At 62.7% G+C, this 16,344-nt stretch carries 11 protein-coding genes; 1 reads left to right on the top strand and 10 read right to left on the bottom strand.

Annotated features, from left to right (window positions below; genetic code table 11):
• Positions 1-1,275 precede the first annotated feature (1,275 nt).
• A complete protein-coding gene (locus G7072_RS14375; protein WP_166087504.1) occupies positions 1,276-1,581 on the top strand; it encodes a hypothetical protein in 306 nt (101 codons plus the stop codon).
• Between the two features lie 50 nt (positions 1,582-1,631).
• Here G7072_RS14375 and G7072_RS14380 read toward each other — a convergent pair whose 3' ends face one another.
• The 10 genes from G7072_RS14380 to G7072_RS14425 form a co-directional block, all read right to left on the bottom strand.
• Positions 1,632-2,318: a hypothetical protein gene (locus G7072_RS14380; protein WP_166087506.1), complete on the bottom strand. Its 687-nt coding sequence runs from the start codon at positions 2,316-2,318 to the stop codon at positions 1,632-1,634.
• A 20-nt stretch (positions 2,319-2,338) separates the two neighbouring features.
• Positions 2,339-3,034, bottom strand: a complete 696-nt coding sequence (locus G7072_RS14385) for a DedA family protein (protein ID WP_166087509.1) — start codon at positions 3,032-3,034, stop codon at positions 2,339-2,341.
• A gap of 38 nt (positions 3,035-3,072) precedes the next feature.
• Positions 3,073-3,579, bottom strand: a complete 507-nt coding sequence (locus tag G7072_RS14390) for a vWA domain-containing protein (RefSeq protein WP_166087511.1) — start codon at positions 3,577-3,579, stop codon at positions 3,073-3,075.
• Positions 3,580-3,695: 116 nt separating this feature from the next.
• Positions 3,696-5,267: an Hsp70 family protein gene (locus G7072_RS14395; RefSeq protein ID WP_166087513.1), complete on the bottom strand. Its 1,572-nt coding sequence runs from the start codon at positions 5,265-5,267 to the stop codon at positions 3,696-3,698.
• Positions 5,258-5,797 (bottom strand): hypothetical protein, encoded by a 540-nt coding sequence (locus tag G7072_RS19810; protein WP_206063138.1) that lies wholly within the window; start codon positions 5,795-5,797, stop codon positions 5,258-5,260. The genes G7072_RS14395 and G7072_RS19810 overlap by 10 nt, the downstream gene beginning before the upstream one ends.
• Positions 5,794-7,428 carry a hypothetical protein gene (locus G7072_RS14405; RefSeq protein WP_166087515.1) on the bottom strand — a complete coding sequence of 545 codons (1,635 nt, stop codon included), beginning with the start codon at positions 7,426-7,428 and terminating at the stop codon, positions 5,794-5,796. Before G7072_RS14405 ends, G7072_RS19810 begins: the two co-directional genes overlap by 4 nt.
• 2 nt (positions 7,429-7,430) lie before the next feature.
• Positions 7,431-9,803, bottom strand: a complete 2,373-nt coding sequence (locus tag G7072_RS14410) for a hypothetical protein (protein WP_166087517.1) — start codon at positions 9,801-9,803, stop codon at positions 7,431-7,433.
• Position 9,804: 1 nt separating this feature from the next.
• Positions 9,805-10,983, bottom strand: coding sequence for a zinc ribbon domain-containing protein (locus G7072_RS14415; RefSeq protein ID WP_166087519.1), 1,179 nt, complete (start codon positions 10,981-10,983; stop codon positions 9,805-9,807).
• On the bottom strand, positions 10,983-13,670 hold the full coding sequence (locus G7072_RS14420; protein ID WP_166087521.1) for a fibronectin type III domain-containing protein: 2,688 nt from the start codon (positions 13,668-13,670) through the stop codon (positions 10,983-10,985). Before G7072_RS14420 ends, G7072_RS14415 begins: the two co-directional genes overlap by 1 nt.
• Positions 13,667-16,330: an Hsp70 family protein gene (locus tag G7072_RS14425; protein WP_166087523.1), complete on the bottom strand. Its 2,664-nt coding sequence runs from the start codon at positions 16,328-16,330 to the stop codon at positions 13,667-13,669. The genes G7072_RS14420 and G7072_RS14425 overlap by 4 nt, the downstream gene beginning before the upstream one ends.
• Positions 16,331-16,344 lie beyond the last annotated feature (14 nt).

Raw genomic sequence — 16,344 nt, forward strand, 5'->3', positions numbered from 1 at the left:
TCACACAGGGCGATTCCGAGTGCTACCTAACGTTGCGGGAAACAGCCGAATCGCTTGTGTTGACGCGGTGTTCGCTGTCTCGAACGATCCCGATCGTCCCCGATCCGGGCCGGCTTAGGCCGACAGATTCCGGAGGGTAAGAGGAGGGCGATCAAGTCCAGCTGCGGCCGGCACCGCTATGTTGCCATGGACAAACCGCCATATACGCTTTCGGGACAAGCGGATAGTGTGCTGCAGTCGATTCGACCGTGGAGTCATCACGGCAGACGAACTTAAGGTCGCCCCCCGTGAAGGTTGACAGTGCCCTACTTCCAGTAAGCGCCGTGCCGCGAGCAAAGACCTCCGGTGCTGTTGCACTTACTACAAGTGAGTCGGTCGCCGAGAATCGACTGTCCCGGCTTGTTCTTGCAGTTCGGACATACCGTTATCGTCGTCCCGCACTTGCGACATTGTTCCGCAGCCATGCACCACGCCCCCTAAATTCAGCCATGCCTCACGCACGCCTATTGCGAGCGACCCTATCCACATCGAAGCCGTCCCGCGCGGTTTCGAGCACCTGTCAGCTCTCCCCCGCCTCTAGCGCTGCATGTTGACTAGAGTGAGTCCGCACTCCGAAGGATGTGGTTCGGCGATGACCTGGCGGACGAAGTTCCTGGCTGTCCCCACAGCCCAACTGCAACAGGATGAAGAGGTGAGCCCTACCGCCAAGGCGACCCCTGAGCAGATGCGGGCCCATATGGCCCAAGTCCCGGCCGTCTACAACAGGATCGGAGCCGGGGCGCGTGCTGAGGACTTCCAACGGATGCGCGCTAGTGGCGATCCGCAGACTCGCGCCGTAGGCGACGCCTACCATCATCTGTTCTCGCCAGCCGGCGTTGACCACCGGCTCGAAGCCGAGATCGTCGAGGGCAAGGGCCTGGTGGTGACGCGAGGGCGCCACCGCGTTGAGGCCGCCCGCGAGATTGGGCTCCCCTACGTCCCAGTCCACGTTCGCGCAGCCGACGAGCGAACCCTGGATGCCGCCACACGAAGCTTGGAGGACCAACTGCAACCGACTGCTCCTGATGCGGTGATCGCGCAACAACAATTGAACGCCGAACACCGTGAAGCACGGTCAGCGACAGTGGAGCGAACCGGGCCGCAACCTACAGTGAGTGCGAGCGGCACCGACCGGGCATCGCGCGCAATGGACGCCCCGTCCGCTACCTCTCAGACAGGTCCGTCGAGAGGTCCCGGTCGTTCCTAGGCGGTCCGAGAACCGCTAACCTCAGACTCGTGAACGCTGCCTGGGAGTACGCGGTCCTTCGCGTCTATTCGCACTTCCCCGATCCCAACACGGGGGAAGAGTTGTGGGCTCTCCAGACTCGCGGCGAAATCGAGCACGGGAAGGTTTCCACCGACGAGTTGGAGTTGTTCAACGAGCTTGGGCGGGCTGGCTGGCGCGTACGGTTTCGTGGTGCCGGGTCGGGTGTACCTGACTCCAAGCTTCTAGACCGACATGTTCGGGAGTCATCTGCAGGCCGAGTCATCGGCACGGAGGAATGGCTCTTGGAGCGCAAGCTGGACGAGCCGCGGGCGTGACCTGACCCCTTGCAACCGAGGTCGCCACCCAGGTCGCCGTACCGAGAGAGTCAGCGCCGGAGGTCACTCCTGATCTCGTCGAGCGCAAGGCCGAGCGACTTGCCAGCCTGCTCGAAGGACCGGTTGGACGTCGCGCTGAACTGCTTGACCACGAGGAGTTGCAGCAACCTCGTCTCCCGGTCAGAAGTCTGAGCCTTGTTGTGGAAGCAGGTGTAGAAGATCGAGCCTTCGCCGTATTTGGCGTACGCCATGATCGGGTTACCTGCTTGCTGGCTGCCCTTCGCTGCCGTGAGCAGAGACTCGGCCTTGCCGCGCCGCAGAACAGCCCAAGCCCCCATGTCGAACTCGACATCGATCCGACCCCCGAGAACGTCCTTGAGCTCGGGGTCAATGACTTCCGCACTCACTTGTCCACGAGAACCCGAGCGTCCGCCAAAGTCGAAAACGCCCGGAAACGCCTGGGCGATCAATGTGTCGGCATGGTCGGAGGCATAAAGGCACCCACCACTCCGAACGAACTCCGCGAGGCCGCGCGGATCAACCTGGTCCGGCGTGCCACAGTTCACGAAGAGAAGAGAGCACTCGAACGAGCCATCGAATGGCTCGAACTCAACGCCCATCGAGGTGAGAATCTCCCCGATGTTGTCGTTGCCCGGTCGCGTGACGAAGACCTTCTGATGGCCAAGACGTGAAAGGTGTGGACCTGGTGGGAACTCGGTAACTCCCGTTGAGTCCATGACCCTGCGCCGCCATCGACTCATGCCGCGTCGGCTTCTTGGACTCGCTGCCTCCGGTGGCGGCGCTCGATGAGAAACTGCGCAAGGACGGCAGCGCCGAATAACACAGCTCCGAGGAGTGCCAGCACAGCCCCGACAACCGGTGACCCATCCTCGCTGCGCAGTGAGGAGCTCGCCATCGCGTAGATGCTGATGTAAGTGGCGGACCAGAGGATGCACGACGGAGCAGCCCAAGCCACAAAGCGACGGAACGGAAAGGCGTGGACCCCCACCACAAATGGCGTGACCGTTCGGAGGACTGGGATGAAGCGCGATGTAAGGATCCAGGGCCCGCCACGACGCTCCACCATTCGTCCAACAGGACCAATGCGCTGCTCACCAGCTCGCCGTCGCAACCAGCGGCGCCGATGCAGGGTTGGACCGACCCATCGGCCAAGCCAATAGCCGGTGACTTCCCCGATGAACGCTCCAAGCGACACCAGAACGCCAAGCAGGAATCCTTCCCGCGGACTTTGGACCGCCGCCGAGGCGACCAACATGACGGTATCGCCGGGGACGAGCAGACCGGTGATGACGTTTGTCTCGAACATTGCGGCTGTGCCAGCCAGCAGCGCCCGGGCGGTCGGGTCGACAGTTTGAACCTTGTCAATCAGCTCGCTAACGGAGCCCCCGAAGTTCTGCAGCAAGTCCCATACGCCGTCCCAGAATCCCGTCATGCTCTCGCCTTCCTCATCGCGAGTGCCATTACTTCCCGTTAACCTTTGCGTATGAGGCCCTGCGCCATCGACGCAATCGAGTCCGCGAGGTTCTCCGACGTGGCGGTGCGCGCAGCCGCGGTCTCCGTGGATATGGAGGCGAGCTCTTGTGCGCTGCCTTCACCGAGGCCGCACGTCAAGATCCGGATGTTGTCGTTGATGAGTTCCGCTGCTTTCGACTCAGCGGTATGACGGTTTCCGAGGTCACCGTCTCCGAAGATCGCCACCACGCGGTCGCCTACATCGAGCGCCATCAACTGCCGATGTGCAAGCGTCAGAAATGGGACAGCATCGTTGCCGCCTGACGCAACAGCGCGCGAGAGAAGGGAGTGCGCTGGCTTCGGGCTGGAGTCCGGTGGCGTATCGCCCTCGACACCGTGGTGCCACAGGATCACGCCAACTTGGTATCCCGCGTCAACCGCCTCGTCGATAAAGCGCTTGCACCCCTTCACTGCCTTGAAAATTCGGTCGCCTTGCATCGAGCCACTGACGTCGAGCGCCAACACCACTGCGCCTCCGAACCGTGAGCGCAAGCGCTGAAAGTGCGGGCCGACGGGATACTCAGTTACCCCGTCGGAGCTGAACGACTTGCGAGTCCATCCTGCTGCCATCGCTGCTCCGCCTACCGATCCAACGTGAGGCCACTGACGACCTGATGCTGCTCGGCGACCTCGGCGTCATCGAGGACTCCGTGAATGAACGCCTCTACTTCGAGTTTGGTCTTCGCCGTGCCCTCGGCCGATTCGACGGTCATACGCCCGTCCAGGTCGACCGACACGAACAAGGTGAGGGGGCTTCCTGCCGCGCGCGGCGGGATACCGACAATCTCCCCCTCCAAGACGATTCGGTTGTCGGCGGGCTCCTTGGATGTCACCGCACCACCCTGCTCGTATAGCTGGATGCGTGCCCGATCCTGCTCGTTTACGATGGTCGCTACGACATGTTCCTTGTGGTTGATGGGCAACGGCGTGTTGGCCGGCACGAAGTGGTGAACGTACGGCTCCTCTCGCCAAGGCTCATGACTTGAATGGATGAGGATGCCGATCGACCGCGGCAGCACCGGAGTGATCCGGGCGAGCGGCCCTGGGAGTCCGGGCCGAGAATCAGCGACTCCCCCACTCTGCGCGACAAGCTGCGCGGCCAAGATCGCGGCCCCCCGTGCGACTGCCTTGTCAGGGTCGGTGAGCCGGACGGGAAGACCTAAGCGCTCCCCCAGCGACTTACGAATCATCGGCATCCTGGTCGACCCTCCGACCAAGAGCACCTGTCCAGCGGCTGGCGAGCCCAAGACGGCAGCCGACTCGATCACGCGCGTCACGGTGTCAAGGCATCGGACCATCAGGTCCCTTGACGCTTCCTCGAAGGCAGCTCGATCGAGCCTCAGCTCGATGGCCCGGCCTTGGAACCGAATGCGCTCCGTCACGCTGTCGCGTCCCGTGAGTTGGCGCTTGATGCGCTCCGATGCCGCTTCGACGGTGCCCATCACGTCCTCGTCGTAGCGCAGATCGTCAGCGTTCGACAGCTTGTCCACTTCCGCCCACAGGAGGTCTTGGATTCGGCTATCCCAATCCAGTCCGCCGAGCCTCGTTTCACCATCCACTGCCCAGACACGGGGCGCGCCTTTGTGCATACCGACGACAGCAACGTCGAAGGTGCCGCCACCCAGGTCGAAGACAAGAGAGGTGACGTCTGGTTCGTTTGCCAAGCCGTAGGCGTAGGCGGCCGCAACGGGCTCCGCAAGGAGTTCAAGGCACTTCAGCCCCCCGATCTCTGCCGCCGCGTGGGTAGCCTCCTTCTCCGCCACGCCGAAGTAGGCCGGGACGGTGATGACGGCGGCGAGGTCATCCAACGGCACGGCAAGGGCCCGAGATGCATCCATGGCCAGGTGCCGCAGGATGACGCCGGAGATGCCTTCGGGCGTGTAACGCTGGCCGTGGAACTCCAGGGGAAACTCGCTACCCATCTGACGCTTGATTCCCGTCACGACGTTCTCAGGGTCGCGCGCAAGCATCCGCTTGGCTTCCTCCCCGACGAGTGCTCGTTCGCCGACCGCGAAATGCACGACTGAAGGAGTCAACTCCCCGCCGTCGGAGGATTCAACGATGGTCTCGCTGCCGTCACGGTCCCGATGGATCACGCAGGAGTACGTCGTCCCCAGGTCAATCCCGATGCTTCTCAGGTCGGTCACCGGCATCTCGGCAGTCCGTCGGTGTTCGTGGGAACGTAGGCATCGGAGATGTAACCGAGTCCAACGATGTGGTCCCACCGCCTAGAAGGCCCGTATGGTCCGTTGCTCACACGGTCTCCGTTCTCGACTTTGCAATCGGCCTTGACCCAACTTCCCTTATCAAGGACCTTCACCACCTTCGCATCAACAGAAGGGGCGACACGCACATTAATGTTGGCCGAAACCCTGATTCTCTTAGTCGAGCCCGAGTCGTTGCCGCCCCCGCCGCGGTTCTCGCCGCCTCCGCTGTAGTTGTTGCCATCTCCGCTGTAGTTGTCGCCGCCTTCGTCCATCGCCCACGGCCACGGGATGACATTGGACACCCGTTGCTGAACGTCAAGGACGTTGGTCTTTGACGTATCCCAGATCCGAACAGCACGGTTGTCCGCCAACGCCCACGTGAGCAACGCGGCCGCTGCGGCCGCAACGATGACGAAGTGCATGAGGGTCCACGCTGTACGAAAAGTCCAATAGATCAGTGGGATGCCGTTCTTCATGCCGCTCCCTCCGCAACAGGCACGGGCGCCGCGCGCGGGATCACGCTCAGTCGCGAGTCGGTCGTCTTCAGTGCCCAATCGAGGACTCGTACAGGGTGAAGGGGATTGTGCCCGTCTCGCGTGCCGTAGGAGTCAACCGCGAAGTACTCGACCCGCTTGAAGTCCTGGTCGACTCTACGAATGAAGCCGTCTGCTCCACTACGGCGCAGCCACGACTTGATCGTTGCGCTGTCTGATGGATCGAGCGAACCGAGGCCCGGGAGCCTCTGCAGCACATCGAGCTTGGTCAAGACGATCGCCAAGCTCTTGGAGCCGAGCCGCACGTCTTCAGCACGTAAGCGGTCCACGACGCTTGCATAGGAGTCCTCTGGGTCGCCCTGTGCGATAGGGACTACCCCTCCCATGTTCGCCACTCGCAGTTGCTCAGTCACCTGGGGAAGCGCGAGCGGATCGAGCATGAAGAGAAGTACGTCGGCTGTGTCGATGTACCCAAGGCCCTGTGACCGCTCCCAGTCGACGAAATTCTCGCCTGCAGCGTCCATCAACTGAATTTCAAGTTCCCGGCCTTTCAGTGAAAGGATGAGGGGGACTCCTTCTGGCCGATCTTCCCATGCGGTCTTCGCGACGCGCTGGCCAGATGTGACCGCGGTGGCGGCGGCCTTGAGGAAGGTCTCGGCCACTGGGGAAATGGGTGCGAGGGAACCCGACAGTGCCTCAATGCGGCTTTGAAGTTCCACCACCCCGCTGGACAAGAACTGCGTCTTCCCTGCCCCCACAGCACCGATGACAGGGACAGGCAGCACACGTCTCGTGCCGCTGCCCTTTGGCACGTCCTGGAGGCAAAAGGGGCAGACCGTGTCGAGATGCTTCGCGGCCCCTCCGACCGTCGCAGGGATGCTCGTGCCACAGCCGCACCGCCGGCGGATGATCCCCAGTGGACCGGGCCTCACGTCGTGGTGGATCGTTGAGCAAGAGGCACCGATGCATCGGTAGCTCGGCGACGTCGTGACTCGATAGCACTTGGCACACCTCAGCGTCGCCTTGCGCCGGCGTCGGATCAGTCGGTCGTAGGAGCGATAAGTGAGCACCCCGCCTTGTTGGATGATGTAGACGAACCCGCCGAGAAGGCGCATGACGACGTACCACACCGACGTCGAGATCCAGGCGCCGATCGCGAAACCCGCGAAGGGTGGCAATAGAACGGCAAGCCACGCTGGCTTCGGGTCTTGATCGAAGAGCCACGAAAACGCCCCGTTAACTGTGCGCTTCCTTTGAGTCAGGACCGCGTTAGCGTCGCGTTTCGCCTGGTGTGGGTTGTAGATCGGCCATGCACGATCCCAACCGAAGTGCTTGGCCTGTCCCTTCGGTGCATCACCTAGCACCTTTCCTGCCACGACGGCTTCCGGGGTGGCGATCTCGGGTTCCTCCGCTGCTTTGCCGCGCAGCACTCGAGCAGGCAGTACGACGCCCGCTAGGGCGCCGATGGCAATGCCCGCCGCGAATGCCGCGATCCAGAACACGAGAACCCATGCGAAGACTCGCGCTAGAGCGGCAGCCACTACCCAGAGGGCAAATCCAATGGCAGCGATCGCTGCCATGATCATCAGAAACCAACCCGCGAGTTCTTCCATCGCTATTCCCCCTTGTTCCGGCGGAACGGCCCGCCCAGCCTGCGCTTGCCCCCGTACGGACTAGCTTGGTGCCGCACGTACTTGTCCATCTCGCTCTTCAGATGCGGTTGCATCCTCGCCGTCGCCACCAGCTCTGGCTTGGCTAAGAAGATCTCCGCAAGTGCGTCCTCCGCTGCTGCCGCCACTCGCTCATCTGGATCGGTGCGAAGGCTGAGGCCGTGGTCGATGGCACGCATAACATGTTTGGTCGCTGCCAGATCGAGGATCGACGTACGGATCGCTTCTGGTCCCCACGGGTCAGCGGCCCGTAGCAGCTTCTCGACCTCCTCGGAGTTCGAGGAGTTGAGCAGCAGCCAGCCGACATCGGAGAGGAGGAATGGTGTCAGTCGTCCCAAGTAGGGAAGGCATGTGGCCATCCGAGCCGCCGATCGCATCGACACTTCGTCACGGGCTCGTCTGAACGATGTACGTGCCCGGGAGTATTCGTCCGCAAAGGCTGCCAACTCGGTGTCCGTAGATCGGCGCAGGCTATCCATCAGTGAGTGCCAGTCGCCCGATTCCGGGCTGTTGTCCGCCGTGGGGTCGCTATCGAGGACAACTCGGATGGTCGCCTTCAGAGTCGCCGCCATGTCGACCGGGAGACCGTGATGCTTGATCCAGGTTCCCCACAGGCGAGCGTGCTTCGGCACGCTTGACCCGGCGAGCGCAACCCGCCACGCCTCACCCGGGATGCGGGTTGTAAGCCCCACCTTCTCGTCGCGGTCATCCACCGGGATGCGCGCGAGGTGGGCGGCCTTCAACCAGCCGTGCAGGCTGTCGTCGTCGGTATGGGAACCAATGAAGTCCCAATCGCCACGGAGCAAGAGCGTCAACGTCGCCTCGTTGCCTCCCTGCAAGGAGGCGACGAGGCTCTGGACGACGGCCGCCAGAACTGCGTGACCAGCCACCCAGTTTCGCCATGACGTGTTCCCGAGTGTCGGCTCCGTCACCCAGGCATCGGCGAGTCGCTGGACTGCACTGGCGAGTGACTGCTCAGCGACTGGCGCGGCAATCACCCGAGCGGCGGAGAACAATTCGGACAGCGCGTCAGCGGGCGCTGAGTTCATCAGTTCCCCGACAAATGCGCTCGCTGCTGTCCGCGATTCGGTGGAATCCCAGCGCACCGAGGCATGTGAACCGGCGAGCTCGCGTGCGAACGGCTCGATGCTTGTGGGTGCGTCAGTCAGTGCCTCCAAAGTGGGCACGAGCATTCCCGAGGCGAGTTCGTCGATGTCCAGGTCGTGTGCCTTCCGGATCGCGCGGCCGGCGAGGACGAACTCTTGGGCGTTGGCCGGTCCGTAGCCGAAGGTCGCTTCGCAGAGCTCCTCGGCGTAGAGAGCGAGGTCGTCTCGCAGGCCTGCGCTAGCCAACTGCTCTGTGGCCGCCATGCTTGCCTGCCAGGCGGACTGGCCAGGGATCGCGGCTTCCGGCAGTCCCACGACCCGTGCAGCGTCATTGGCGAGGTCGGCGCCAAGGCTTGACTCCCAGCGGCGGGCGATCTCGATCGCGTTGAGCGCATCATCAGCGCCCTGTTCCAAGAACCACGATGCCCGCACACGTGCGGAATCGCTCGGCTTGATGCTGGGAAGTGAACGGCTGCTCAGATCGAGCACATTCGCCGCACTCAGTTCATAATGACCGAAGTTCGGACTCACCCCGACGAGCGTCGCATCAGCACGCCAAGGATCGTCAACCAGTGCCCTGAACTGAAGCAGACGGGCTGCATCAGCATCGACGAAGAGTGTCCCCAATGCGATCCACTGCATCACCACGTCCAGGTCGTCGTGGATGAGGACCAGCTTCTTGGGCTCGGCGTCCACCGCTGCGTCGATCATTGTCAGGAAGTGCGGCAGAACCGTCGCTGCCCACTCGTCCGCGGTAACTAGCGCTTTGAGAGTCGCAAGCTCGAACTCAGGCTTGATCTCCAGCGGAGTGACCCACGGCTCTGATGTAGAGCTTGGGGCCTTCTCCAAGGTCCACTCGGTCGCGCCGTACAACTGCGCCGGGCGGTAGGGAACGAAGTCATCTGGGTCTGACGTGACGATCGCCTGGGTGATCTGGTTACCAGGCCGGCCGCTGTTGGTGTCGCCAGTGGACTTCCCGCGCGACAGGTAGAACCGACCTTCTTGCACCACGTAAGCACAGGTTCCCGGGTGACCAAGGGGATCGCGCTCGAGCGCCCAAGAAGGCACGACGCGGTGGAGAAGGCTCTCCCGAATCTTCTGCTGGTCAACGCCAGTAATACCTCTCGAAACGGACTGGAAGTTGAAGCCATCCACGCCGTCGATGGCTTCACTGGCGACAACATCGGTGTAGGTCGCTACCTCGAATGCCACGTCAGGCTCCCGTCGACGGGATAAAGCCTCTGGTTGCCATCAGCCACAGCAGGGGCTCAGCGACTCGGTGGGGCAGCAGCCCTCGGCTGTTGACGCGGCGTGAACGGTAGTCCGGTTCGGCGCCCAGCGCAGAGGAGCCGAAGAGCCTGTAGGTCTTGTAATTATGCTCCAGTTTGCGAATCAAGCCCGCGCCACCCCACTGCTCGACGAGCGAACCAACGTGGTCATGAACCGTCTGGGACTCCGACTCGTCGAAGATCGGCCTCGATGATGAAGGCTGTCGAAGTGGGTGGTCGGACGGAATCTGGTCGAAGAATGCGTCGATCTTCGAGATGACGACCGCGATCGGCTGCTTCACCTTCTTGTTGCGCTTGACGCCCTTGGCAGTGCGCAGAACCATCGTGATTGCATCCAGCACCGCCTCGGGGCCAGTGTCTGGGACGTCGGCCCCCTTCGTCTTGGCTCGCTCCCGATTGGCAGGGAAGCCGAAGGGGTCGAGCAAGAGGATCACTCCAGACGTTGCACCGAGGTAGACCTGGCTCAACGCCCTGTCGGGCGTCGCAAAATCCTCACCCGCGTTGTCATAGAACGAAAAGACTGTCGAAGCGGCACGCGAGATCCCCATCGGCCCCTTACGGTTGTAGCGCCAGGCGTAGACGGCAGGAGCCTTCTTCGCTCCGCCGCTGGAATCGGTCTGTGCGGGGAGAACGCCATCAGACTTCAGCATGAGCTCGCGGTTCACACGGAGGTCGCGCGCTAGTCCAGCCTTGCCACCTGGAGCGTCGATGGTCGCATCGAATCGGTCTGCGACACTCGACTGGAGTTCTGTGTCGAGTTGGGAAAGCAACACCGTCTTGCCCGAGTCACGCACTCCTACAAGCCCGAGGAGCGCCGAGTCAGATCCATACTCTGCTGGCAACAGAGAGTGGCACTCGGGGCACATCGGCGGCCCTGGGTCCGCACCACAACTCCGGCATTGCGCGGATGCCGATCCGATCGGCGAGATCACGGGCCAGTAGGCGTCGGAGTCGTTGAAGTGCTGCTGGCGAGACGGGTCAACCTTCTTCTCGCAGGGAGACTTGCCCGCCGCGTGGCGGCCCGAACAGCGGTATGCCAACTTTCGAGGGTTGATCTCGGTGTAGCAATACGGACACGGAGCCGTTGAGTTGAAGATCGCCATTATTGGCCTCGCATCTGACTTGTCGGGGGGTCCTCGACTCGGACTCCACTGCTTGGCTCTGGGAAAACCCGCACCCAGAACGGGGCGACGACCTTGCCCAAGTCCAGGCTGAAACTGCTGCGACCGGAGGAGAGGTCGACAACACGGCGGTCGACGACTGTGCCGTCCGAAGCGGCGTTGGGCATGAATTTGGCCTCTTTGAGGACCGTCAGCAGCTCGGCTGTTCCCCGGAAGTGCGGCGACTCAACTGTGACCGCGACCGTTCCCTTCCCCCCGAACTTGGATCGCTTGACGGAGAGCGCGTACCTGACCGCAGGAGCAACCCCGCTCACGGGGACGGAAATGGGGGCAGACACCCACTCCTGGGAGCCCGCTCTCACCACCGTTGCGAGCGTCACCTCCCCTGCAACCTCAGATGCCGACAGCCGCACGCCGCCGTCGTCGTTGTAGGAGGTTCGGGACACCCGCCGGGTGCTCCGTCGGGTTCCCACCTGCCAGCCGACCTCGACCATGTAGTCACCCTTCGGCCATTCCCACGAGAGGCGGAGCTCGTCCCCGAACCTCTCGGACGTTGGCTTCAGGACCGAAGGCGCCGATCCCGCCACCTGCGGCGTGCCGACAAGTCCGCCGTCGCCATCGAGAGTGATCGGGACGAGGAGGCTGACGTCGGGGAGGGCATCGAACTCCCTGACGGTCTCGCCGCTTCGGCCGCTGCCCGGTCGAAGGGTCAATCGTCGCCCAGACAGGTTCGTCAGCTCAGCGCTGGTGATGCGAGTCGTTGGGGTGACATGAGCTGTAATCGGAAGCGCCCACAGCTCAACGGTGTAGCCGACAACAGACGACCAGCTCGCCTTGTGGCCAGCCAGGGCAGCCTCGACCCGAAGGTCGTCCACGGGCCGAATGGACCCGCGCGGCGTGGCATCAAGTTCGACTGCGGCAGACTCGCGCCTTTCGCCGCCGACAAGAAGATAAACAGCCTTCGCCGAGAATCGGTACTTCGTACCAGTCGTCAGGCCGCCAACGGCCAACTGCCCAGGCGTGGCCGGGCGGTGTTCCTTCCGGGTGCCGTCCGGCGCCGTCTCCGTTACGACGACTCCGGCTGCTTCCGGAGGCGTTGCCCAGGACAGCGATACGTCCGTCGTGCCTGGAGAGGCAGCGAAGTCATACGGCGCGGGAAGGACAACCGAAGTCGCGGTTGCCGGGTCGGAGTAGGACGAGCCGTCGCGGGTAGCAAACACCGAGTATCGAACCAACACGCCGATCGGCGCCTTGTCATCGCGGAACCGAGGCTGACTCAAAACGCTCGCAAGAACTTCCCCATCGGTGTGATTGGCGGGCACCGACGACTGAGTTCTCACGACGGAGTATCGGATCAAGTCGCCGCCATCAGCCGACCACGCCACCTCCAGGGCTCGGCCATCGATCCGCAACGAGAGGTTCGCCGGGGGAGGCGGCGGCAGGACGTCCCTCTTTGCACGCAGCCCGTCGTCCTGCGTATCAATCTGAAGCGCATCGCTTAGTGCCCTGGCCGCGGCACCAAAGTCCCTCTTCTTGACCGCCACCTCGTATTCGGCGACGAGCTTGGACTTCCTAGCTTCAACTCCGTCCACCTTCAACTTGGCCTGGGCCCACTCAGTGGCGTCATCCCCAGCTTGAGGTTCCAGGAAGTCCAACAGGCGCCGAGCTTCGCCGAGGTCACCCTCGGCCAGAAGATCAGCAACATCGGCCAGGCTTTGCGCTTGAGTGGACGCGGACAACTTCGCGACAAGTCTGCTTGCGTCGATCGACCGGACCCCGCGTTTGACGAGCTCCGCGCGAACTGCGACCTTCGGCAGTCCGCGACGCAGGAGATCTTCGGTCGCATCGGCGATGGCTGCCAGCGTCAACGAGTGAATGTCGAACGCCGACTTGAGGTCAGTCAGTGCACCGAGAGCGTTCTGGGCCGCTTGGCGAGCGCGCTCCTCGACCTGCGCCTCCTGCTGCTGGAGGCGCTGCTTGGCCGCTGCTACGTCGGCTGGCTCCAACCTGCGCGCTGGGCTGCCGAAGGTCAGTTCTTCGATGACTGCAATGTCGGTCGGCTGCTCCGGTCGGAGCACCACGTCAACGATCGTTCTAAACTCCGGGAACTCGGTCACCTTCCGGATAGCGGGAGGCAGCGCCACCTTCGGTATCTCGAAATCAGGACGAACCTCGACCCCTTGCTCGGCGAGCGCGGCCGCGAGGTCAGTCTCCGGAAGGTCGGCCAGACCCATACCGGCAGCGATCTCAGAGAGCTGTTCCGGCGTCACGACGTCAAGGGGATGCTCCTCCGCAACCGTGTGTGCGAACTCGGCGAGTTGGCCCTTCAGCGCCTGGCCACGAGATGACGCCAGACCTGCCCAGAAACCCGGGTCGCCAACCTTGTCCTTGCCGAACAGGTCAAGCAGCTTCTTCAGCAGTCCGGCCGACGGCAGATTCTTCTGCTTATTGTACGTCATCTCTAGGCTCTTGAAATGCGCGGACAACTCAGTCGCCCCCATGCCGGGCTCTACCGCGAACAACTCCGAGGCATTGAGCCGAGCAGCCGCCGACACTCCACCTGCGCCCTGCACGTCACGAATGACCTGCTGGAGCACATCAAGGCGCGCCTTGTCCTTAGCCAGCGGGACCAAGACCGAGTTCTTGTACTTCGCAGCATCGAAACTCATTCGTCCCGCGCCTCCCGAAAATGCTCCTCACAGCAAGAGCAACCACCTGAGCTGTGGTCTTCGTGGAGCAGGGCGCCGTAGATAGCAGCCCCTTGGGCGGCTGCCACTTCGAAGTCGGTGTTCACCGGGTTCCACCCGAGCTGCTCCCGGAGTGCCGTGTCGATCATCGGCATCTTGGAGGACCCACCAACTAGCAAGACTCGGTCGACCTTCAGCTCCGGAACCTTCGCCTCAGCGGCCGATACGACACGCTGGGAGATTTCAAGCGTCTGGGCCACCAAGTGCTGGGTCGCCGCCTCAAACTCCGCCCGGGTGACCGCGACCTGCTCGTCCCTGTCGTAATAGCGGCACCGGACCGTTGCAATCTCGCGCCTAGTCAGAGACTTCTTGACGTCCTCAGCCTGGCCGATCAACTCGATCTCGAACTCAGCATCAAGGCGAGGGTTCTCGTCCCCAAAACCCGCCTGAGCGACGAACTTGTCGGCGATCAACTGCGCCAAGGCCTCGTCCCAATCTGCGCCACCAAACCTGAGGTTGCCGTCAATCGCAACGATCTCGATCGCCGCGGGCGAGGCTTGAAGCACGGTTACATCGAAGGACATACCTCCAAGGTCGAAGACGAGTATCGTCTCGGGGCTCTCGCCGAGCCCGACCGAAAGAAGAGCAGCGACAGGCTCGGTGACCAGCCCGACGACTTCAAGGCCCGCGATCTGCCCTGCCTGCTTGGTCGCTTCCTTCTCCTGAATGCCAAAGTAGGCGGGAACGGTGATGACGACCTTGCTAACCTCCTGGCCGAGTTCCGACGTGGCGTCAGTCGTGACAGCCTTTAGGATTAGTGCGGAGATGGCCTCGGGCGTGTACTCCTGGCCCCTGAACTCCTGCGGGTACAAGGTCCCCATATGCCGCCTGATCAGCGAGCAGGAATTGTCCGGGTCCGACAACTGCACACGCTTTGCCTCAGCGCCCACCACCGCGTCGTTGGCCCCCTCGAAATACACCACCGACGGGGTTGTGAAGCTGCCCTCGAAGTTCGGGAGGCCCTCTGCTTGACCAAGGTCGTTCATCCGCGCGACAGCCGCGTGAGTTGACCCCAAGTGGACTCCGAAGACCGGGGACCTCGCTGTATTCGTTGAAGATTTCGACATGCTCGCCACCGCCGCCGGGCTTACAGCGGCGCTGTTGTCCTCAAGGACGCTCACATTCGCCTCGACGCTACTGAGTCGACCATTGAAAGGGTCCCGAGCGGCGAGGCGCATGACACCCTCCGCGCTCACGGAAAGTGAGATCTCTACGGCCGACGCTGCAGGCACGGGCGGAAGGTCAAGACTTGTCTCGCCGAGGAGAGTGTTGTCCTCCAGATCGTCTGATTCCACCTCGCCGCCCTGCTCATACAGGGCGACGGAGATGGAAGTCTGACCATCCACAACCGTCTGCATCGTCACCGTGGCCTCGGCTGGCAGTGGGGAGTTCGCCGGCAGCAGGAAGAGGACGCGGGGCGATACGTCCGCGCCATCGACGCGGACACCGAGGGACCGCGAAAGCACGGCCGAGACTTCAATCTCGCCCGAGCGCGCATCCGGCGAACTGACAGACTGAAACGCAGCCGTGTCCACACTCCGGTCCTCGATAAACCGGGAAATCTGGCTTGCAACTGATTCAAGTGAACCGCGGATTGCTCCAAGCTCCGACAGATCGCCATTAATTGACACGGTGCCGTGGAGTTCGTCAGCGTCAGACAGTTTGGCAACGATTCGCGCGGCGTCGCCCGGATGAACGCCTCGGCTCACCAACCCTTCGACTACAAGAAGCCGGGGCAATCCGCCCCCTAGAGCGCCCCTAGCCAATTCGACCACCGAAGCGAGCACGAACTCCCTGGTTTCAACGGACGTACGCAATTCAGACATCGCAGCAAGCGCGCTCTGGGCCGCGAGCGCCGCATCACGGGGAACACCGGACTGCTGTCGGAGGAACTTGTTGCGCGCTTCGCCGAACTCATCCGGCGGGATAGCGCGATTGTTCTCACAGAGATGAACCGGGTCCAATACTTCGACGTCGATCGCTGGCCTCGGCCAGGTCACTAGGTCCACAAGCGTTCTGAACTCAGGGAACGTGGTCACTCTGCGAACAGATGAGGGGATCGTCACCCTCGGTAGTTCGAAGTCAGACCAGACTTCGACTTCACATTCGACGAGCGCCGCCGCAAGCTCGCTAGCCGGCGACCCTTGGACGGTTGCCCACCGCTGGACTTGTGCCGGAGACATGACCTTCAGCGGATACTCCTGCGCAACCGCGCGCGCGAACTCGGCGAGCTGGTTCTTCAGCGCTTGGCGCCGTAAGGACGCCAGACTCGCCCAGAACCCCGGGTCGCAGACTTTGTCGTTTCCAAACAGAGCGAGAAGCTTCTTCAGCAGTCCAGCCGAGGGAAGGTTCTTCTGCTTGTTGTACGTCATCCCAAGGCTCTTGAGATGCGCGGCCAGCTCAGGTGCCCCCAGGCCGGGCTCTACGGCAAACAACTCCGAGACATTGAGCCTCGCCGCCGCTGATGCTCCACCTGCGCCCTGCACCTCACGGATGACCTGCTGGAGCACCTCAAGCCGAGCCTTGTCCTTAGCCAGTGGGACTAGAACCGAGTTCTTGTACTTCGCAGCATCGAACGCCATTTCCTCCCCCCAGC

The organism is Nocardioides sp. HDW12B (assembly GCF_011299595.1).
GTDB lineage: Bacteria > Actinomycetota > Actinomycetes > Propionibacteriales > Nocardioidaceae > Marmoricola_A.

Excerpts from the sequence above, each read along its gene's own strand:
- G7072_RS14380 (WP_166087506.1), bottom strand. The coding sequence starts at position 2,318 with ATGGACTCAACGGGAGTTACCGAGTTCCCACCAGGTCCACACCTTTCA.
- G7072_RS14385 (WP_166087509.1), bottom strand. The coding sequence starts at position 3,034 with ATGACGGGATTCTGGGACGGCGTATGGGACTTGCTGCAGAACTTCGGG.
- G7072_RS14395 (WP_166087513.1), bottom strand. The coding sequence starts at position 5,267 with ATGCCGGTGACCGACCTGAGAAGCATCGGGATTGACCTGGGGACGACG.
- G7072_RS19810 (WP_206063138.1), bottom strand. The coding sequence starts at position 5,797 with ATGAAGAACGGCATCCCACTGATCTATTGGACTTTTCGTACAGCGTGG.
- G7072_RS14405 (WP_166087515.1), bottom strand. The coding sequence starts at position 7,428 with ATGGAAGAACTCGCGGGTTGGTTTCTGATGATCATGGCAGCGATCGCT.
- G7072_RS14415 (WP_166087519.1), bottom strand. The coding sequence starts at position 10,983 with ATGGCGATCTTCAACTCAACGGCTCCGTGTCCGTATTGCTACACCGAG.
- G7072_RS14420 (WP_166087521.1), bottom strand. The coding sequence starts at position 13,670 with ATGAGTTTCGATGCTGCGAAGTACAAGAACTCGGTCTTGGTCCCGCTG.
- G7072_RS14425 (WP_166087523.1), bottom strand. The coding sequence starts at position 16,330 with ATGGCGTTCGATGCTGCGAAGTACAAGAACTCGGTTCTAGTCCCACTG.